This is a genomic window from Fusibacter paucivorans, assembly GCF_018390735.1.
Classification (GTDB): domain Bacteria; phylum Bacillota; class Clostridia; order Peptostreptococcales; family Acidaminobacteraceae; genus Fusibacter; species Fusibacter paucivorans.
On sequence record NZ_JAHBCL010000004.1, the window covers coordinates 12,389 to 32,565 of the forward strand.

General features: G+C 41.0%; 15 protein-coding genes and 2 other annotated features. Of the genes, 2 read left to right on the plus strand and 13 right to left on the minus strand.

What is annotated here, in order from left to right:
* Positions 1 to 178 precede the first annotated feature (178 nt).
* The 8 genes from KHM83_RS02975 to KHM83_RS03010 form a co-directional block, all read right to left on the minus strand.
* Positions 179 to 3,442, minus strand: a complete 3,264-nt coding sequence (locus tag KHM83_RS02975; RefSeq protein ID WP_213235421.1) for a PAS domain-containing hybrid sensor histidine kinase/response regulator — start codon at positions 3,440 to 3,442, stop codon at positions 179 to 181.
* On the minus strand, positions 3,442 to 4,554 hold the full coding sequence (locus KHM83_RS02980; protein ID WP_213235422.1) for a response regulator: 1,113 nt from the start codon (positions 4,552 to 4,554) through the stop codon (positions 3,442 to 3,444). Before KHM83_RS02980 ends, KHM83_RS02975 begins: the two co-directional genes overlap by 1 nt.
* Positions 4,547 to 5,692 (minus strand): response regulator, encoded by a 1,146-nt coding sequence (locus KHM83_RS02985; protein ID WP_213235423.1) that lies wholly within the window; start codon positions 5,690 to 5,692, stop codon positions 4,547 to 4,549. The genes KHM83_RS02980 and KHM83_RS02985 overlap by 8 nt, the downstream gene beginning before the upstream one ends.
* 293 nt (positions 5,693 to 5,985) lie before the next feature.
* On the minus strand, positions 5,986 to 6,318 hold the full coding sequence (locus tag KHM83_RS02990) for an MGMT family protein (RefSeq protein ID WP_213235424.1): 333 nt from the start codon (positions 6,316 to 6,318) through the stop codon (positions 5,986 to 5,988).
* The gene (gene leuB, locus KHM83_RS02995; protein ID WP_213235425.1) at positions 6,315 to 7,382 is read right to left on the minus strand and encodes a 3-isopropylmalate dehydrogenase; all 1,068 of its coding nucleotides are present in this window, start codon (positions 7,380 to 7,382) and stop codon (positions 6,315 to 6,317) included. Before leuB ends, KHM83_RS02990 begins: the two co-directional genes overlap by 4 nt.
* Before the next feature lies 1 nt (position 7,383).
* Complete coding sequence (locus tag KHM83_RS03000) at positions 7,384 to 7,863, minus strand: 3-isopropylmalate dehydratase small subunit (protein WP_213235426.1); 480 nt, start codon at positions 7,861 to 7,863, stop codon at positions 7,384 to 7,386.
* A 9-nt stretch (positions 7,864 to 7,872) separates the two neighbouring features.
* Positions 7,873 to 9,132: a 3-isopropylmalate dehydratase large subunit gene (gene leuC / locus KHM83_RS03005; protein WP_213235427.1), complete on the minus strand. Its 1,260-nt coding sequence runs from the start codon at positions 9,130 to 9,132 to the stop codon at positions 7,873 to 7,875.
* 11 nt (positions 9,133 to 9,143) lie between these two features.
* Positions 9,144 to 10,652: a 2-isopropylmalate synthase gene (locus KHM83_RS03010; RefSeq protein ID WP_213235428.1), complete on the minus strand. Its 1,509-nt coding sequence runs from the start codon at positions 10,650 to 10,652 to the stop codon at positions 9,144 to 9,146.
* A gap of 196 nt (positions 10,653 to 10,848) precedes the next feature.
* Positions 10,849 to 11,066: a binding site (T-box leader), on the minus strand.
* A gap of 215 nt (positions 11,067 to 11,281) precedes the next feature.
* On the opposite strand from KHM83_RS03010, the gene KHM83_RS03015 reads away from it, so the two are divergent.
* A complete protein-coding gene (locus KHM83_RS03015) occupies positions 11,282 to 11,653 on the plus strand; it encodes a response regulator (RefSeq protein WP_213235429.1) in 372 nt (123 codons plus the stop codon).
* A 262-nt stretch (positions 11,654 to 11,915) separates the two neighbouring features.
* Here KHM83_RS03015 and argS read toward each other — a convergent pair whose 3' ends face one another.
* Positions 11,916 to 13,613 (minus strand): arginine--tRNA ligase, encoded by a 1,698-nt coding sequence (gene argS / locus KHM83_RS03020; RefSeq protein ID WP_343213107.1) that lies wholly within the window; start codon positions 13,611 to 13,613, stop codon positions 11,916 to 11,918.
* A 41-nt stretch (positions 13,614 to 13,654) separates the two neighbouring features.
* Positions 13,655 to 13,862 (minus strand) — a binding site (T-box leader).
* A 184-nt stretch (positions 13,863 to 14,046) separates the two neighbouring features.
* Between argS and KHM83_RS03025 the strand changes: the two genes are divergently transcribed.
* Positions 14,047 to 14,865 carry a rhomboid family intramembrane serine protease gene (locus KHM83_RS03025; protein ID WP_213235431.1) on the plus strand — a complete coding sequence of 273 codons (819 nt, stop codon included), beginning with the start codon at positions 14,047 to 14,049 and terminating at the stop codon, positions 14,863 to 14,865.
* Between the two features lie 59 nt (positions 14,866 to 14,924).
* Here the strand turns inward: KHM83_RS03025 and KHM83_RS03030 are convergent, their stop codons facing one another.
* The 4 genes from KHM83_RS03030 to KHM83_RS03045 all read right to left on the minus strand — a co-directional run bounded on the left by KHM83_RS03030 (position 14,925) and on the right by KHM83_RS03045 (position 20,088).
* Positions 14,925 to 15,908, minus strand: coding sequence for a GNAT family N-acetyltransferase (locus KHM83_RS03030; protein ID WP_213235432.1), 984 nt, complete (start codon positions 15,906 to 15,908; stop codon positions 14,925 to 14,927).
* A gap of 100 nt (positions 15,909 to 16,008) precedes the next feature.
* Positions 16,009 to 18,369 (minus strand): endonuclease MutS2, encoded by a 2,361-nt coding sequence (locus KHM83_RS03035; protein WP_213235433.1) that lies wholly within the window; start codon positions 18,367 to 18,369, stop codon positions 16,009 to 16,011.
* Positions 18,370 to 18,595: 226 nt separating this feature from the next.
* Positions 18,596 to 19,138, minus strand: a complete 543-nt coding sequence (locus KHM83_RS03040) for a cell division protein ZapA (RefSeq protein ID WP_213235434.1) — start codon at positions 19,136 to 19,138, stop codon at positions 18,596 to 18,598.
* A 119-nt stretch (positions 19,139 to 19,257) separates the two neighbouring features.
* Complete coding sequence (locus KHM83_RS03045; RefSeq protein ID WP_213235435.1) at positions 19,258 to 20,088, minus strand: CvfB family protein; 831 nt, start codon at positions 20,086 to 20,088, stop codon at positions 19,258 to 19,260.
* Positions 20,089 to 20,177: the final 89 nt, after the last annotated feature.

A 20,177-nucleotide genomic window follows, 5' to 3' on the forward strand; every position in this document is an offset into this window, starting at 1 on the left:
CGCTAGCGTTTACCAAATCATTAACTTTGTTGCTTTTTCTCGCTTAACCCCCCCTGAAATTATAACAAGCATTGTCTTATACTTGTTTTAGCTCAGAGGGGGTTACTATTTAAGCATGAATATGATAAAGAGTCATCATGGGCAATAAACATTTTTCGCATCAATCACTACAATAACATCAGCCCTGTTGCACCTCTTCAATACTCTCTAATAAATCTGTTAATGCATCAATATTAAAGTCATGGGCAAGTTTTATGATATGATCTTTTATTTCAGGATCGATGCCTTCACTTGGTTTCACCAATTGTACCAGCGCTTCCAAATCACCAAGTAAAATTTGCTCCTTCAATTGCGAAAGAAGTTCTGTTGACAAATTGACAGAAGATATGTTCAAAACTTGTTCTTTTACCATCGGCACATCGCTTGCTTCATAGTCAATGTGCACGTACGGCAAAGTCTCTGCCATCACTTTAAAGAGCGCATCATTTTTAAACGGTTTTCGAATAATGTCATCAAAACCATACAGCATGACATCTTGTGTATCTTGATCAAAAATACTTGCAGTCACCGCGCAGACCGGAATCTTCAAGTACATTTCATTCCGCAAAATCGTCATTAATTCAAAGCCATCCATTTCAGGCATCATTAAATCTAAAAATATAAAATCGACATCGTGCTGCTTTATTTGCGCTAACGCCTCAATACCATTACCTGCCGTAAGTATTTCAATATTTTCACGCGCTAAAATATCGCTAATCAATTTGATATTACTCGGTTTATCATCAACAATCAGTACATTAAACTGATGATCAATGGTCACCGTATATTCCCCCTCTATTGCAATGGTCGAAACGTTACTCAAAACATCATACTGCACAGGCAGCTCAAAATAAAATTCTGACCCTTCGCCAACAACGCTTTTAACCTGAATCGTCCCTCCCATTGCCTCAATAAACCGTTTAGTGATAGATAAGCCCAATCCCGTTCCTTCTTCTTTGTGTTTAATCTGTGTTGCTTGTTCAAACGGATCAAAAATCTTGCTAATATCTTCTTCTCGAATACCATGTGCCGTGTCCTTTACCGTAAATCTCAGCATACCGCTGTCGGCATCCGTTTTCGTTAATTCAGTGCTCACTAAGACACCGCCTTTCTTCGTGAATTTCACGGCGTTGCCAACGAGATTGAGAATAATTTGCCTTATTTTTTTCTTATCCATAATAATGGCTTTATCAAAACTACCTAGCTTTTCAACTTCAAAAGAAATATGCTTTTGTGCCACACGCAATTCAAACATGCGTTCTATTTCATCAACGATATAACCATAATCAATCGGCTCCATTTCAAATGACATCCGTCCTGATTCTATCTTAGATAATTCCAAAATGTCATTGATGAGCAGCAATAAATGTTCACCGCTCTGATAAATTGTTTTTATCTGATCACGCTGCTTATCATCTAAGCTTTTATCCTGTCCGAGGATTTGAGAAAAACCGATAATGGCATTTAACGGCGTTCTAATTTCATGAGACATATGTGCTAAAAATGCACTTTTCGCACGATTGGCACTCTCTGCTTCGACCTTTGCATCTTTATAGCGCCTTGTGCGCTCTTCAATTTCAACTTCCATTGAAGCCATGTGTTCACGTAATTTTTGCTGGACTTCCATTTCAAGTGTAATATCCCGGCCCGTAAAGACATAGGAGATAATATCGCCCTGTTCTGATTTAATTGCGATAATGGATAGATCGAGGTAAAAATAAGTACCGTCCTTGCGCATATTGCGCGTCGTTTCACGAAGCTGTCCCTGTTCCTTCGCTTCCTCAATCATCTGACCAAAGCTCTTATTGTTATAATCACCTACGCGAATTTCCGTAATCGCACCTGACATAAGCTCAGGTTTGCTGTATCCAGACAATTCAATAAAGGCACTGTTAACAAATATAATCATGCCTTTCTCGTCAATAATAATGATCGTATCCGCTGCATTTTCAACTGCCCACGAGAGTCTTTGCAATTCCATAAGGCGTTCTTTCTGCTTCGTAATATCTCGAATGACGCCAACCGCCCACCATTCATCGTTAACCATGACGGCATTAATGCGCAAATCTGCGACGAAAGTGCCACCATCTCTCTTTCTCGCGATCACTTCACGGTTATTACCCACAAAAGGCCCTGAACCGGATGTTTTAAAATGCGCCATTCCGCGATGTGCAGATTGAATATAATCATTGCCTGCAATGAGATCGTGAATATTGCTGCCAATGACTTCATCTTCTGAATACCCAAACATCTTAATCGCTGCATTGTTCCAAAACTGTATCTTGCCTACATTGTTAATCATTATAATTGAATCCGATACGGATTCCGTAACCGTCCTAAACTTGCCTTCAATATCACGTTTGGCCGCTTCTTCATTTCCTCGCTCTCTATGACGTTTATCTCCTAAATAAACCATTATTGATGTCAGCGTCAAAAAAACCATACCAAAAAAGCCAATGGTTTTAATACCTGTACTAAACATCGCACCAAATGACGATGCTACAATTAAATACCAAGATTCGTCCGATAAAACATCGATTTTTTCCGTCATAGTTTTATAAGATCCCTGAAACCACTTAAAGGTGTATAGACCTTTTTCCCCGACAATAGTCCCTTTATCCATCTGATGTATTTCGTCATTCAGCTTTTTGTCATATGTCTCAAGCATCGTATTTCGAGCGCTTTCAAACATAAATCCCCAGGCATTTGTTCCCTCCGGTCCAACAATCCAATAGTGTTCGTCATTAATTAAATAGATTTGATTGTCCGGACGGTTCAGTGTATTTTCATAGCGTGACAGAATACTAAACATATCGTAATTCAAAATAATATAACCCCTGAGTTCATCCTCTCGAAATATCGGTTTCACTATTCTGAGCACAGGCTGATAGGGCTTTTCAACAACACTGTTTTCAACATTTAAATCAACTTTCGAGAAATAGACTTGATCGTTATTCTCAAAATCAGCAGAAAGATAATAACGTTTGCTTTTGTTTGCGAGCTTGTCTTCTGACAGCACATGAAACAGCTCACCATCCTTTTGAATTTTAATGCGCTCCATGCCCGTTTCATCAAGAAATTTTACTTGATAATAAACATTCTTTGTCTTTGCGAACTTTAAAAAAACCGCTTCAAGCAACTGTTCATCTGCTGTCAGATCATCAATATAGAGTTCTGTATAGGCGGCGAGAAATAAGGCATCTGAAATTTGCCGTTCAAACACTTCTTGAATAAGCGACATTTCTTCATCAACCCACAAGGCTTGCTCTGAGGTTTGGCTTTGTATGGTTAAAATGATATAGAAACCCATGACAACGACGATCAAGGATAGATTAATCAGAATGGTTATGAGCATTTTCCTTTTTAAGTTTTGTTTTTCATCAGCAGTCAGTTTTTTTTCCATTAGCTTTTCCCACTTAATCTATTGTATTGTAAATCAAACCAATCGGCATGCTTAAAAAACAAATCCAGAAGCGTCGGATCAAAGTGCTTTGAACGGCCTTCCCGCATTATTTGAAGCGCTTCATCATGGATGTAAGCATGTTTGTAAATCCTTTTTGACCTCAATGCATCGTATACGTCGGCAATCGCCATAATTCTCGCTTCAATGGGAATAGCTGTTTCACTCAAACCGGCCATATAGCCGCTGCCATCCCATTTTTCATGATGATACCTTGCGATGCGGGCGCCCATTTGGAGAAATTTATTATCTGGCGAAACGGATGAAACGGCTTCTAGTTTTTCTGCACCGATCACCACATGTGTCTTAATGATTTCGAATTCATCAGCGGTTAACTTTCCCGGCTTCAACAAGATCGCATCACTGATCCCAATCTTTCCAATATCGTGCAGCGGACTGGCTATGTAAATATTGTGGACAAACGAATCATCAACCGTTAAATCATAACCGCTTTCCCTAAGCAGTTCACTTAATTTACGGCAATACTCACCAATGCGCTTGACGTGTTTTCCCGTATCGTCATCTCGTGATTCTGCAAGCTCTACCATTGCAAAAACAGTCGTTAGATGTGCGCTGGTAATTTCAAGCACTTTTTCATTCACCATTTTTTCAAGATTCTGATTTTCCATCTTCAAAAGCCGCCTTGCTTCTTTAAGCTTTAAGTGTGTATCAACTCTTGCCAGTACTTCCTCAAGCATAAACGGTTTTGTAATGTAATCGACGGCACCCGTTTTAAACCCCTTTAATTTATCCTCAATTGAAGATAATGCTGTTATCAATATAACGGGAATTTCATTTAATGCGTCATCTGCCTTCAGCCTTTCTGCAACTTCATAGCCGCTTAGCTCCGGCATATTAATATCAAGCAGTATAAGATCTACCGGTTTCATCGCCAATGACTTTAATGCGAGCTTGCCGCTGGTTGTCGTCCGTACGCGGTAAGATTCTCTTTTTAAGATCTCAGAGAGGACTTTTAAGTTTTGAGGATTGTCATCAACAATCAAAACTTCAAAATTTTCATTTTTACGTGATTGAATTATTCTAGAATTATACATGAGGCTCCTTTCGCCATACATATATCGGCTCATTGATTGCAATGTGTTTTTGATAACCACGGATGAGCAATCTTAAATTTTCTGTAATTTCTGTATTCGTCTTCAGAAGTTTTATACCCTCATCGGTCAGAACATCACGACTTAATATCATACCTGGTTTTAAGTCATTTATAGCTACTGCAATTTCTTTTTCATCTATTTTGCGTATTTCCACTTTTATCAATACGCGAATGAGCTCTTTGTGGTATCGTTCTGTCAATGTCATGATATGTTCAAAAACATTTGACTGCACTTTATTTTGAGAAGATAATACTAAATAATAAACGATAAGATCCAGCATATTCATCCCGATCATCTCTTGCGTCCAATTCTCTAACGGTTCTGCTAGCCGCTCACTGGCAATAGTGACATCATATTGATTGAAGATCGCAACGACGGGTTCCAATCGCGGTATTTTCGCGATTAAACTGACACTAAAAGCCAACGCATCCTTTTTCTCTTTTGGCGTGATGGCATGTTGATTGCCATTTAAATATTGCGACAGCCTTTCATCGGGGAAAATCACATAGCCGATCATTGATAAAAGTCCTGCAATTTCATAAACCCATCTGCTCGATAAGTTCAGTGCCTCTGTCATTTTTTTTATAATCCCTTGCAGTCTTGTGGCAAAATGAAAGACATCAGGTTTTGTCGTCGCTAAAATATCCGCCATAATTTGCACACTGCCAACAAAAGTCTTTGTCAACACCAGCTCTGTTTCACGTTTTGCTCTGAGTATCTCAATTTGTGTATTCACACGGGCTATGACTTCCTGCCACTGGAAAGGCTTTGTAATATAGTCAACGCCTCCGACATTAAAGCCTGTAACAATATTCTGCATTTGCGAAAAAGCTGAAATGAAAATGATCGGAATATCCCTCAATTTTTCATTTTCTTTAAAATGCTGACAAACTTCATAGCCGTTCATATCCGGCATATCTATATCCAGCAAAACCAGATCGGGCTTTTTGAGGACAGCTGACTTTAGCGCCATTTTGCCGCTTGTAAACGTGCGAATGCTATAGCCTTTGACATTCAGCATACTTACGAGCACCTTAAGATTCCCCATGTTATCATCAATAATCATTATATTATACATCGCTTCACCTTGCGAACAGCCACTTTGCGATTAGCCGCTTCATCTCCATTATTTACTCATTATATGCCCACATCATAAGGCCATTAAACAGAATCGCTCTTTCATACGGTCGCATAGCAGCTGCTTCAGTGACCATTTGATTATTGAATCGAATTGGTTTTATGCATCAAAAAAACCAAAACGCAAAAGCGTTTTGGCTTAATAATGATTTTATGATTTAAAGCTTCAAATTGAATACAATATATTCAATTTGAGCATAACATATATTTTGGAAGATGCCCTTACTGATCGTCTTATAATCCGTCGTTTTCCTCTAAAAACGCTTCAACCCAAAAATGACGCTGCATATTGATTTTACCGCTTACAGATACCTCGACCCCCTCTGCTGTCAACAATACAATTTGTTCCAGTCCACCGGCTTCATTTGGCAGCGCAATACTACCATCTTTTCGAATGACGCGATGCCACGGCAAATCATATTTGGCCGTCATGCTGTGTAGGATTCTAGAAACTTGCCTTGACGCTCTAGGATTACCGGCACATTCTGCAATGCTGCCGTATGTCATCACATACCCCGGTGGTATGCGTTTGATAATGTCGATTACCCGTTTGGTAAAATCATTCATATTGCATCACAAATGCGATTGCCCATTTCACTTGTCGTAATCAGGCGATCGCCCTCCTTACAAATGTCTTTAGTCCGATAACCTTCGCCCAGCACAACGTCAACAGCATTTTCAACTGCATCTGCAACGTCACTGCGATTAAAAGTAAAGCGCATCATCATCGCAATCGAGAGAATGGACGCAATTGGATTTGCAATACCCATACCGGCTATATCAGGTGCAGAGCCGTGAATAGGTTCATAAAGCCCTTTTTGGTCTGCATCCAGTGACGCACTGGCAAGGACACCGATAGACCCCGTAATCACGCTCATCTCATCTGATAATATATCGCCAAACATATTGGATGTCAAGATTACATCAAACTGCCTTGGATTAATCACGAGCTGCATTGCAGCATTGTCAACGTATAAATGGTCTAACTTAACTTCCGGATATTGTTTTGCAACCATTTCAACAGTTTTTCGCCATAATCTTGATGATGCCAAGACATTTGCTTTATCAACACTGGTCAGACGCTTATCGCGCTGCATTGCAATTTTAAATGCCGTATGGGCAATACGTTCAATTTCCGCTTCTGAGTACATCATTTTATCATAGGCAGATTTCTCATCTTCAGCCATACGATGTTCCCCAAAATAGATACCGCCCGTAAGTTCTCTAACGATGCATACATCTAGTTTTTCACCTATAATTTCTGATTTAAGCGGTGAATACGACTTGAGTGGTGTTAAAATCATACCGGGGCGTATATTGGCAAAGACCCCCAGCGCTTTTCTAATCTGTAAAAGTCCCGTCTCAGGTCTGATGCTTAGCGGAAGATCATTGTATTTATGATGACCGACAGCACCTAAAAAAATGGCGTCGCTTTTTTGGCAGAGGGCGATGGTTTCCTCTTCAAGCGGGATACCAACCGCATCAATAGCCGCACCGCCAATTCTACCGTAATTGAGTTCAATGCCAAATGCAAACTTTTCTGATGTTCTCTTTAGGATTTTGACAACTTCATCTGTAATTTCTGGTCCGATCCCGTCTCCGGGCAATACTGCGATTTTATATGTGTTCATTTCAAACTCCTTTTTCTTTTAGCTTTTCAATGAGACCATTATGATTGACGATCTCCAGCAGGAAATCTGGAAAAGGTTCAAACTGATAAGTTTTTTGCAGTGTTTTATTTTCGATGATCCCAGCTTTCAGGTCAACGCTGAGTTCATGTCCTGTTTGACATTCTTCAGCACATTCAGTCTGTTCAATAATCGGCAGACCAATATTAATCGCATTTCGAAAGAATATTCTCGCAAAGCTTTTGGCAATGACCGCTTCAATGCCAGCCGCCTTAATGGCAATTGGCGCATGTTCACGTGAAGAGCCACATCCAAAGTTTTCACCTGCCACCATAAAGTCGCCGCTTTTCACAGTCTCGGCAAAGGCTTCATCAATATCTTCCATACAATGCGATGCCAAATACGCCGGTTCTGAATGATTAAGGTATCGTGCCGGAATAATAACATCCGTATCTACGTTGTCAAAATATTTATATGCTTTCATGGTTGCCTCCTATTCTGCTTCCGGTGATGCGATATAACCTTTGATTGCCGTCATTGCGGCAACAGCTGGGCTTGCCAGGTATACTTCTGATGTCTTGTGGCCCATACGACCGACGAAATTTCTGTTTGTCGTCGCAACAGCGCGTTCGCCTTCTGCTAAAATACCCATGTAGCCGCCAAGGCATGGCCCGCACGTCGGCGTACTGACGACCGCCCCCGCCTCAATAAACGTTTCAATAAATCCAGCTTTCATCGCATCCATATATATTTTCTGTGTTGCCGGAATGATAATCATGCGAATATCCTGATGCACTTTATGTCCTTTTAGTATTTCCGCCGTTATTTTTAAATCGTCGAAGCGGCCGTTGGTACAAGAGCCGACGACGACCTGATCCACTTTTATCTCACCAAATTCACCAAAAGTCTTCGTATTTTCTGGCAAGTGCGGGAATGCCACTGTTGGCTTCAACGCAGAGAGATCAATGGTGATTTCTTCGTCATAAACCGCATCAGCGTCAGCTGCATAAACTTTCGGTGTACGTTTTGAATGCTGTGCAATGTATGCAATCGTTTTCGCATCAACTTCAAATATGCCATTTTTAGCACCTGCTTCTATGGCCATATTCGCCATGGTAAAACGATCGTCCATTGTTAAACTCTCAAGCCCCTCACCTGTAAACTCAAGCGATTTGTATCTTGCACCGTCAACACCAATCTGTCCAATTAAATGCAAGATAACATCTTTCCCTGAAACCCATTGATTTAATTGACCCGTCATATTAATTTTAATCGCTGACGGCACTCTGAACCAGCATTTGCCGGTGGCCATGCCAACACCCATATCTGTACTGCCAATACCTGTTGAAAAAGCACCAAGTGCGCCATAGGTACACGTGTGCGAATCGGCACCAATAACAACATCGCCTGCAACCACCAAGCCTTTTTCAGGCAAAAGTGCATGCTCAATGCCCATTTCGCCAATTTCAAAATAATTAGTGATCTCATTTTCTCTAGCGAAAAGACGCATGGTTTTACATTGCTGCGCCGCTTCAATATCTTTGTTTGGCGCAAAGTGATCCGGCACTAATGCAATTTTATTTTTGTCAAAGACCTTCTGTGCTTTAAGCGCTTCATAAGATTTAATCGCAACGGGCGCCGTAATATCATTGCCGAGGACGAGATCTAAATCTGCTTCAATAAAGTTGCCTACTTTCAGTTCAGCCGCCCCACAGTGTGCTGCTAAAATTTTTTGAGTCATTGTCATACCCATTAGGGCACCTCCTAACTTAATTCTGTCAACGCTTTGTTGACTGCTTCAACATAAGCGTGAATGCTGGATTCTATTACATCTGTACTAAGACCCTTACCGCGATATTTTTTGCCTTCTATTCCTAGGATCACAATGGTTTCACCTTGTGCATCCTTTCCTTCTGTCACTGCGTTGATGCGATATTCAACGAGTTTAATACTTTTTTCAACAGCTTTCTCAATGACTTTGAAAGAAGCGTCAACAGGACCGTCGCCAACTGCCGCATCCATAATTTCCTTGTCGCCGACAACCAATGAAAGCGTCGAAGTCGCTGGAATATGATTGCCACTTTGGATCATAAATGATTTCACTTTGACAATTTCCTGAATTTGCACACTCTCTTTTGCAATGATCGCTTCGATATCGCGATCGAAAATTTCTTTCTTCTTATCACAGAGTTCAATAAAAGCATGGAATGCGTGCTCCATTTCTTCTTTTGTCAAAACAAAACCAAGCGCTTGAACACGTTCGATAAAAGCGTGTCTACCGGAATGCTTCCCGAGAACGATCTTGCTCATATTAAGGCCGATCGACTCCGGTGTCATAATTTCATAAGTGGTTCGATCTTGAAGCATGCCATGCTGATGAATACCCGCTTCATGTGCAAAGGCATTATCACCGACAATTGCCTTGTTAGGCTGCACGCGAACACCCGTAATCGTTTGAAGCATTTTACTGGACTTTAAGATTTGCTTCGTGTGTATGCCTGTTTCACAGTTAAAGAAGTCTTTTCTGGTATCAATCGCCATCGCTATTTCTTCAAGCGCTGCATTCCCAGCACGTTCACCAATACCGTTAATGGTACATTCGATTTGTGTTGCACCACCGTTTATTGCAGCAAGTGAGTTGGCCACGGCAAATCCCAAATCATTATGACAGTGGACCGATATATCTACATCCTTAATATTTGGAACCTGTGACTTGATCGTTGAAATGAGCGCATAGTATTCATCCGGTGTCGTATAGCCGACTGTATCGGGTATATTAATTGTTCTAGCACCCTCTGCTATAACGGCAGTGAATATTTGAATAAGGAAATTTACATCACTGCGAACGGCATCTTCTGCTGAAAATTCAATATCATCAAAGAAGCGCTTTGCATAGCGAACCGCTTCAACGGCTTGTTTTAAAGCTTCTTCCCTCGTCAGTTTCAACTTATATTTTAAATGAATATCCGACGTCGCAATAAAGATATGAATTCTAGGTTTCTTGGCAAACTGCAACGCTTCCCAAGCCTTGTCAATATCCAATTTTGTCGTCCGTGCCAAAGACGCAACCGTTACATCGCCGACATTTCGAGATATTTCTTTTATGGCATTAAAATCACCTGGTGAAGCAATGGCAAACCCTGCCTCAATAATATCAACACCCAATTCTTCAAGCTGCTTTGCCAATCGCACCTTTTCTGTCAAATTCATCGTAAAACCAGGCGCCTGCTCGCCATCCCTCAATGTTGTATCAAAAATCTTAATTCTCTTCATCTCTGCCTCCGTCAAAATACCTTACTTCCCAATAAAATCATTTTTTTAACCAATCTAAATCATCACTGTTCTGTATCCTCAATGAGATACTTTATAAAAATTTAACCCCTGACGAAGCAGCGGTTAGAAAATGGATGCGTATTTCTTTAAGGCAAACACCGCGAGTTTATTGCAATAAAAAAACCGCATCCCAAAACAATGGGACGCAGTTATCATTGACTACGCGGTACCACCCAAATTACATGTCACATAAAACATGTCTCTTTGAAACTCGTAACGTGAGCAAACGTCAAACCCTACATTTTCGAATTTGAAGCTCAGGAGTGAGAGTCTAAAAATTTCTGTACTGGCTTCCACCACAATGCCAGCTCTCTAGGACATACGTCTTTAAACAGTCTCCGTCAAAGCGATTTAACAATATATTGATGTTGGAAATTACTATAACAACAAAATGACAAACTGTCAACAGCTTTTTTAAATTTTCTTCATTTCCTCATGAATATCTGCCTACAATTTGCCGTATTTAAATTTACCAACGCATAATTCGTGGTTTTTCGGGTAATTTATAATAAATTATGTTATATTTAAATAAGGAAATGTGAGACGCAAAGGGATATGGGGAGTTAATTATGAATATCTTACACTTTGAATACAGCGATTTTTTTAAACGTTTTGTTAAAGATCTCGTTGAAAATGCAGGTCATTCGTATTTACATACCAACCGTGGCGATATGCTTTTCAATTTGCTGGCACATCACGATATTGATCTGATCATTACCGGCATGGAGCTTTCTGATATGACGGGCGAACAATTGATTCAGTCATTGAGAACCTCCAAGTTTAAGCACATCCCCATTGTCATCATTACGTCAGCAACTGTTGAAAATATCAACAAGCGCTTGCGCGGCGTTAAATTTGACGATGTTATTCTCAAGGAGAATTTAACGTTTGACAGTTTTACAAAATGCATAGACCGCATTGAAGATGATTTAGCACGATAATTGAATAGCCAGACAGATATGTACAAACCAAAATGAAAAGAACCCCGCTTCCTGACGTATTTAAAATACAGTTTCAGACAGCTGGGTTCTATTTTTTAGAGCTTCTTGAAAGAGCGCTTACACTTACCATACGATGATTTATTGATCTTTACGAGATATTTCGATGTATAATGCTCAATAATATTCATATACTGATTGTCTTTATGCATCATTCTAATTATTTTATGCATCCTAGTGAAGTTTAGTGTTCACTCACTGTGGATTACATTTTTTCAGGTGCTTCAAGACAGACGAGCTCAAGTGCTGATTTTAAAACAGTCTGTGTACTTTTTACAAGTGCAAGTCTTGCCATTTTTAAAGCAGCATCTTCTACCAAAATAGCGTTGTCATGATAGAAGCGATTAAAGTTCTGTGCAATTTCAACAGCATATCGTGCGATGTGATGCGGCTCATAATTTTTATGCGCTAAAACAATGACTTCATTAAATTTTCCAAGTGATAGAATGAGCGTTTTCGAAGCATCATCCCCGAGCAAACTAAAATCAATGTCCTCAAACGCTTCGATATTGGCCTTTCTCAATACGCTGCAAGATCGTGCATGGGTATATTGGACATAAGGGCCGGTCTCGCCTTCAAACGATAATGTCTTATCCCATGAAAAGGAATAGTCTTTTTGTCTCGATGTAAACAGTTCCTGAAAGACGACAGCGCCAATGCCAACCTGTCTCGCTACTGTATCTTTGTCTGCAATATCCGGATTTTTTTCGTTGATAATTTCTAAGGTTTTTTCTGTGGCTTTATCCAGCACATCTTCTAAGAAAATAACATTTCCCCTTCTCGTTGAAAGAGCGCCTTCTTCCAGAGAAACCATTCCAAAATCTACATGTACACAATCTTTTGCCCAATTGTAGCCCATCAGTTCTACAATTTTAATCCATTGTTGGAAATGAAGCTTCTGGGCACTGCCGACAACATAGATGTTTTTATCAAAGTGATACGTATCCTGTCGGTACTTTGCAGCCGCCAAGTCACGCGTCATATACAGCGTCGAACCGTCTTTTTTAGTAATCAGTGCAGGCGGCATACCATAAGCTTCTAAATTGACAATTTCTGCCCCTTCGGATTTTTCGACAATATTTTTTGACCTCAGTTCATCGAGAATGGCCGGCATCTTATCAGAATAGAAACTTTCACCGGCATACGAGTCAAACGTAACGCCTAACTTGCCATAAACTCTATTAAAGGAAACCAAAGACATCTCTCTAAAGAGATTCCAAAGTGCCAATGCCTCTTCATCACCGTTTTCAAGCTTTGTAAACCAGCTGCGCGCCTCATCATTCAGCGATAAATCTGCTTCTGCTTCCTCGTGAAAACGAACGTAAAGTTTTAAAAGCTCTGGAATAGGTGCCGCTTCAATCGCTTCACGCGATCCCCACTTTTTATAGGCAACGATGAGCTTGCCAAATTGTGTTCCGTAATCGCCTAAGTGATTCACCGCTACAGTATCATAGCCAAGTGCTTTGTATATACGATGCAGCGATTCACCAATCATCGTACTTCGAATATGCCCCATATGAAACGGTTTTGCAATATTGACGGATGAATACTCAACGACGACTTTCTTGCCGGCTCCCAATGTCGACTTGCCGTATTGCGCACCTTCCTTTAAGATGTCAGTCATTACGGATTTTGCCAAATGCGCCGTTGACACTTTAAAATTGACAAATCCTGAAATTGCAGAAACGGATTCAATTTCATCTGCTTTTGGTAGGGCTGCTGCAATATCCTCTGCTATTTTCACAGGCGCTTTTCTCAGCGTCTTCGCCAGTTTAAAACACGGAAATGCATAGTCGCCCATTGCGGGATTTTTAGGGTATTCAACCAATCCCAATATTTCATCAAATGTCAATGTATCAACCTGTTTTGCAAGCAGATCGGCAATTAGTACCTTATAATCAATCATAATACCTCCTCAAAAAAATATAAAAGTCCCTTGGTATCCCAAGAGACGAATTGATCGCGGTGCCACTCTTATTAAGCAAAAAACATTTTGCTTCACTCAACGCCTTTAACGGAGCTACCCGTTCAACCTACTCATTTCTGCCGAAACCTCATGGGTACGTTTCAATCATATGTCATGCCAAGCTTCCACCCTCCCCGGCTCTCTATCAATCCATTATTGATCTACTTTCCCATTCATCGGTCGCACTGCTTAACACCCCGTCAACCAGTACATGCAATTATTTGTTGAGCATAGTTTAACACAAACGCTTCGCTCCTTGCAAGCTAAAATCTTGAGAACTGTTTTTAACAAATTTGTTAATTATCTTGTGATAAGATTTTTTTTGGATCATTTTACGCTATAATGAGCATAATACACGAAGGAGTTTACTATGGCAAATCTTAATTATTATAAAAATCGGGCAAAACAGCTTACATTAACAGAATGGCTCATCGGCATCAATGTCGTCATGTACGCCGTCACATTTTTAGTTGACGCAACCGTCGGCAATGCACTTTTGCACCTTGGCGCTAAAGTTAACTTTTTAGTTGCGGGCGGTCAATACTATCGTCTGATTACCTCAATGTTTTTGCATGCCGGCATCACACATCTCATTTTCAATATGATGGCACTCTATATTTTAGGCCGTGATATTGAACGTTTTTTTGGCAAGGGCAAATTTTTAGCCATTTACTTCGGTGCCGGTCTACTCGGCTCTGCGCTCAGTTATTTAACAGTGGACGCGATTTCCGTAGGCGCTTCCGGTGCCATCTTTGGCCTAATGGGGGCCAATCTCTATTTATACAAACGCAATCCTATGGTCTATAAACGCATTTATGGCACAGATTTACTGATTCTCATTGGAATCAATTTGCTCATCGGCTTTGTAAGGCCCAATATTGACATCGCTGGGCACATCGGCGGTTTAATAGGCGGATTCCTAATGGCAGAATCCTTGGGGCTTAAAAACGAAATTTGGCGACATGCAAAGGGAATACTCTTTCTGACGCTCTATGCCGTGATCACCTTTGGCATTATTGGCTTTGCAACTTTCCTCAACTTTCAGAGCGAAGTCTTCTATATGAATATGACTTATTACACCTATTTGCAGTCACATATGGATCGTGCACTAAGCTGGGCTGATAAAGGCCTTTCGAAGTTTCCGAACAGCAGCGAGCTGTTGCAGTTCAAGTCGACATACGGCCAATAAAAACACCTATCACATACAACTGATGCATCCTTTACTGCATTTGACAGGCGTTTATGCTTTCATGCCTTAAAAATCATATGACCATTTTCATCCATAATGATGTACTTTTCAAAGTGCATCATTATTTTTTTGACAGTACAGCCGGAACCGCTAATTTTTCGTCCTGAAAATGTCCCATCGTATACATTGACACTGCCGCATGACGGACTGCTCTGTTTCAACATGAAAAAATGTGTCTCAAGCTGTTCTGCCATTTTGATGACCATTTGTGCACCGCGTTCAAAGGCATCACTAACATCTTCCCCCGCTTGATTGATATAGCGACTCACTGCCGGCAAAAACTCTACCGGAGATCGCGGTGTAGATAATCCGCCTAGCTGTTCCGGACAGCATGGTACTTTCACCGCGTCAGCCATTAAGTCAGTCGTAGATGCCAGCACAGCGTTTGGAAGCGGTTCTGCACTGTATCGAACAGTATAGTCCAGCAGACAGGCGCTGGCAAGTACAATACCATTCGGCGACATCTGTCGATACCATCTTTCAAAATCATGTTTATCAAACCTGTAAGTTTTAAGATGCCCCTCACATGCTGTTTCTTTATATCCGGCAGCTGTAATACAGTGATGGGAAGCTTCATTTACCTTTTCAACATTTGCCCGAATGCCATGCAGTGTCGGATGATTGATGTACTGATAAAAAGTTAGAGCACGAATTGCTTCACTGGCATAGTGCTTTCGTCGATATGGTTTGGATACGCCATAGCCGATTTCTAGAATTGCTTCTTCCGCAGTCGTCAGAAAACCAATATCCCCGATAACTTCATTGCTATTTTTTAAGACAATCATCCACGGCAATACCTCATCTTTGCCTCCCAAAGCCATTAATGATAAGAAACCATTCGCTCTCGTTCGAATATCAGAAGCAAACCATTTTGTATTAGGCTTTAGTCCGGATTCTTCAAAAACCTTTTCATCACTCAGCACGGCTGCTTCCAGCAACGCCTGATTAAAAGGCATGAGTTTAAGACGTTCTGTTATAATCATTGTTTTCTCCAATACATCGCAAATCATCTATATCAACTGGGAAACAGTTCGACCGCCTTTGGCCTAAGCAAATTTCCCATCCCTGAAAGTATCCTTGATCTTATCGAAACTCTAAAACGGTTGCGCCATTACCGCCTTCATTGTAAGCAGCGTATTCAAAGTGTTTAATTTGGCGATGGCGTTTAAAGTGATCATGCAGCCCCTTGCGAAGCGCACCGGTTCCCTTTCCGTGAATAATACGCACTTGATGCAAATTAGCAAGAACCGCTTGATCAATGTATTGATCAATCAAGACGATTGCATCTTCAATGTTTTCGCCACGAACGTCAATTTCTGTTTTTATCGTTGCAGATGCCGCAGCAGCCTTTCGGACATTTTGATAGACTTTTTGATCCTGACGCTTTTTGCTCAGCGAAAGCAATCCCTTTAAATTGACATTCATCTTCATTAAGCCCACTTGAACAGACAACTCGCCTTTCTCATTCGGCAGCGTCAGTACGGTGCCATCTTGATTGATGGAAAGCACACGCACGGAATCACCGATCTGAACCGTCGTAGGCGCCATATCCGTTTCAATGTCTGGATCAATTGTCTGCTCGACCATATCGTCAAGTCTTTCGTTTAATTGTTTTCTCGCCGCTTCAAGTCCGCGTTTATCAACAGCCCGTTCAGCCTCTCGCAGCATCCGCATCGTCTTGTCCACTTCTTCTTTGGCATTCTTTAACAGTTGGCGTGCTTCATCCTTCGCACTGCTTAAAAGTTTGTCTCGCTGTGCGATCATCTTTGTCTCTTTATCTTCGAGATGCTTTTTAATTTTTTCAACATCAAGCCTTAGACGAATGGCTTCATCCTGCTCTGTTTCTGCAATCTTCCGGCTTTCTTCAATTTTTGCAATAATATCTTCAAATTCAATATTGTCTTGGTGAACATAGGTTCTGGCATTGTCAATCAACATCTGACTCAATCCAAGTTTTTTTGAAATTTCAAAAGCATTTGATTTGCCCGGAATACCGATTAGAAGTCTATAAGTCGGGCTTAATGAAGCAACATCGAATTCGACACTGGCATTTTCAATGCCGGGTGTATTAATCGCATAGGCTTTAAGCTCTGCGTAGTGCGTTGTCGCCATCGTTCTTACCTGCCACTTTTTCAGCTGATCTAAAATCGCCATCGCCAATGCAGCCCCCTCTGTTGGATCGGTTCCTGCACCGAGCTCATCAAAGAGCACGAGACTTTTAGGACTGACGTCAGCAAGAATACTGACAATATTCGTCATGTGTGATGAAAAGGTACTAAGACTTTGTTCAATGCTCTGCTCATCGCCAATATCGGCAAAAACTTGATCAAACACGGCAACTTTAGACCCGTAATCTACAGGAATATGGAGACCAGCTTGCGCCATAAGCGTCAGTAAGCCAACTGTTTTAAGTGTGACCGTCTTCCCGCCTGTATTCGGACCGGTAATCAGAAGTGTCGTAAAGTGTTCTCCGAGCCAGATGGTATTCGCAACGACTGTATCACTGGCTATTAGCGGATGTCTCGCGCGTTTTAATTTAAAAATACCGTCATCTGCAATTTCAGGTGCAACGGCATGTAATCGCTCTGCCAGTTTTGCTTTTGCAAAGATAAAATCCAGTTGCACCAGTATTTCAACATTCTGCACAATTGAAACGCCGTTTTCTGCGACCATCCCCGTTAAAATGCGCAAAATGCGTTCTATTTCCTTTTGCTCATCTATTTTCAGTGTCCGAAGTTGATTATTCAGTTCAACAACGGCGAGCGGTTCGATGTAAAATGTACTGCCCTTAGCCGATTGATCATGTACAATCCCCTTGATTTGCTGCTTATATTCGCTTTTTACGGGAATGACGAAACGATCCTGACGTATGGTGATTAGAGCTTCTTGTAAATACTTTTGATTTTGCTGTGATGTAATCAACGATTCAAGCTTTTGTCTAATGGCCGCATTTTTTTGTTCAATTTGCCGTCTGATTTTATGAAGCTCCGGTGATGCATGGTCTGATATTTCATTTTCATTGATAATGCAGTCACCAATTGCCTTTTCAAGTGATTGGGCGCTTATCAGCTGATTGGCAAGTCCAAACAGCTTCGGATAACGTTTCTCAGTCTCAGGTTGCTGCAACAGATACCTTTTCATCATTCTTGCTGTCCGCAGCCCATCCCCAATTTCAATAAGCTGCTTAGGTGTTAAGCAGCCGCCAATCTGCGATAGCTTAACGGCATCTCCGATTTCATAGATGGGACCAAACGGTGCATTGCCCTCATGCAGCAGCATCGCTGCCGCTTCTGAAGTTTCAAGCAATGCCAGTCGAACCGCTTCGACTTCTGCAACAGGTCGCAGCGCCATACAATGCGCTTTTCCCGGCTTGCTAGTAGCATGCTCTGTCAGCATTGCCAGCACTTTATCAAATTCCAACACGCGACGTGCTCTATCATTCATTGTTATTTCTCCTATTTTAATGCTAATCAATCCTTTAATTGTTATAACTTTTGCCGCCAGTAACCTTCACGCTCTGTATCTAAACTTGCATATGCGCTTTCGACAGTGCTGTTCGTATGTCGCCCAGTCTATTCATTCATAAATCATCGCCTTCATGTAATCCAATTGTTCAAGACAAAGCAAAAGATGCCATTGTCATATTACTCGACGAAGGCACCTCCTATTCTTACTTCGTTTCTTCTTCAAAATCAATCATGCGCATTGGTCCTTCTTTATGCGTAAACTCTCGCTCAAGCTGTTCTACTTCGTCGCGTGATTTTCTTAAATCATCTTCCTTTTTCTTTAGATCGTGATCCAGCTTCTCCATACGCTTTCTGAGCTGCGAAACACCGGTTTCATAAATATTGGAAGAATCGATCAATCTGGAAAATTCTTGTACCATTTTTTCATAAGCACTGCTTCGGCGCTCGAACTCTGTAACAACGGCGTCCAACTCATCTCGAGCACTTTTTAACTCATACTGAGGTGAATTAATGCGACGTTCCAGTTCTTCTTTTTCAATGAGTACCTTATGATATTCGTCTGCGATATTGAGTGCCGTCAAAACGCCAATCATCGACAGGCTCAGTTTGCGATTGCTATCAAACGTTTCGCGCATTTTGTCGTCGACGTAATTAGCGACGCGCTGCATATGCTCTCTAGAGTCTTCACTGACCAATGTGTATTCCCGATCCATGATCTTTACAATGACTTTATTTTTATCAGGCATCCTCTCACTCCTCAATTATTGTTCATTTCAATTAATTCCATTATACTAAAAATCGAAATAATTTACACTTTTTTTATCGTGCAGTATAAAAGAAAGTCTTTTCTACAGACGCTGTTCCATTATCGCAGCTTAATAGAAGCTTCATTCAATTCAATTTTTCCTTCTTTGTATAATTTTCCAATCGCACGTTTAAAAGCGCGTTTACTCATGTTAAGTTGAACTTTGATCACTTCTGGATCGCTATGATCACTAAGGTTTAATAGACCATTATTTTTTTCAAGCTCAGACAAGATCACAGCCTCATCATCATGGATTTGTTCAGATGCCTTTTGGCGAATACTGAGGTTAACTTTTCCATCCTCACGAATTTTGGTAATTCGCGCCTGGATGACCGCACCTTCTACGATTTCACGATAGCGTTCATGTTTCGGAACAAAACCATGGTACTGGTTCGATACAGCGATAAATGCCCCCATATCCGATTTGATATCATAGACGACCCCTTCGACGGTATCGCCCACTTTTGCATCCGGCATTGACGTCAATACGTCATAAATGCGCATCGTGGCCGACAGCGATTTTCGATCATCCAATAGGACTTTAACCAGTACGCGATCACCAATTTTCACCCCGCGTTTTGCCGCATCATTTGGCATGAAAGCATCTCTTTCAGACTGATTGTCAAGAAAAAAGCCTGACTTTACTTTACCGACGACTTTTAACCAACCAATTTCATCAACACATAATATGGGGCGTTTTAGCGATGCAACCATTTGATCCGACTTATTTTGATAGACGAATACCTCGATCGCCGTATCGACCGTCAGCGTTGTCTTTTTATCGCCTTCCAGCAGAATTTCTTTTTCACCGTTTGGCTCCTCGCTGATATAGGCGCCATATGCCGTCAGACGGTTAACATATGCCGTCTGCATATATCCCAATTTAAACATTTCTCTATACTCCGTTCGATTATGATAAAAGCGTATGTGCACCCACTGATTCATCCGCAGCAATCACTGCGCAATTCCTCTATGATATA

Bases quoted from the DNA above. Each gene is read 5' to 3' on its own strand.
- KHM83_RS03000 (WP_213235426.1), bottom strand. From the start codon at position 7,863: ATGAAAGCATATAAATATTTTGACAACGTAGATACGGATGTTATTATT.
- KHM83_RS03045 (WP_213235435.1), bottom strand. From the start codon at position 20,088: ATGTTTAAATTGGGATATATGCAGACGGCATATGTTAACCGTCTGACG.
- leuB (WP_213235425.1), bottom strand. From the start codon at position 7,382: ATGAACACATATAAAATCGCAGTATTGCCCGGAGACGGGATCGGACCA.
- KHM83_RS03025 (WP_213235431.1), top strand. From the start codon at position 14,047: ATGGCAAATCTTAATTATTATAAAAATCGGGCAAAACAGCTTACATTA.
- KHM83_RS02980 (WP_213235422.1), bottom strand. From the start codon at position 4,554: ATGTATAATTCTAGAATAATTCAATCACGTAAAAATGAAAATTTTGAA.
- KHM83_RS02990 (WP_213235424.1), bottom strand. From the start codon at position 6,318: ATGAATGATTTTACCAAACGGGTAATCGACATTATCAAACGCATACCA.
- KHM83_RS03040 (WP_213235434.1), bottom strand. From the start codon at position 19,138: ATGCCTGATAAAAATAAAGTCATTGTAAAGATCATGGATCGGGAATAC.
- KHM83_RS02975 (WP_213235421.1), bottom strand. From the start codon at position 3,442: ATGGAAAAAAAACTGACTGCTGATGAAAAACAAAACTTAAAAAGGAAA.
- KHM83_RS02985 (WP_213235423.1), bottom strand. From the start codon at position 5,692: ATGTATAATATAATGATTATTGATGATAACATGGGGAATCTTAAGGTG.
- KHM83_RS03030 (WP_213235432.1), bottom strand. From the start codon at position 15,908: ATGATTATAACAGAACGTCTTAAACTCATGCCTTTTAATCAGGCGTTG.
- KHM83_RS03015 (WP_213235429.1), top strand. From the start codon at position 11,282: ATGAATATCTTACACTTTGAATACAGCGATTTTTTTAAACGTTTTGTT.
- KHM83_RS03035 (WP_213235433.1), bottom strand. From the start codon at position 18,369: ATGAATGATAGAGCACGTCGCGTGTTGGAATTTGATAAAGTGCTGGCA.
- KHM83_RS03010 (WP_213235428.1), bottom strand. From the start codon at position 10,652: ATGAAGAGAATTAAGATTTTTGATACAACATTGAGGGATGGCGAGCAG.
- leuC (WP_213235427.1), bottom strand. From the start codon at position 9,132: ATGGGTATGACAATGACTCAAAAAATTTTAGCAGCACACTGTGGGGCG.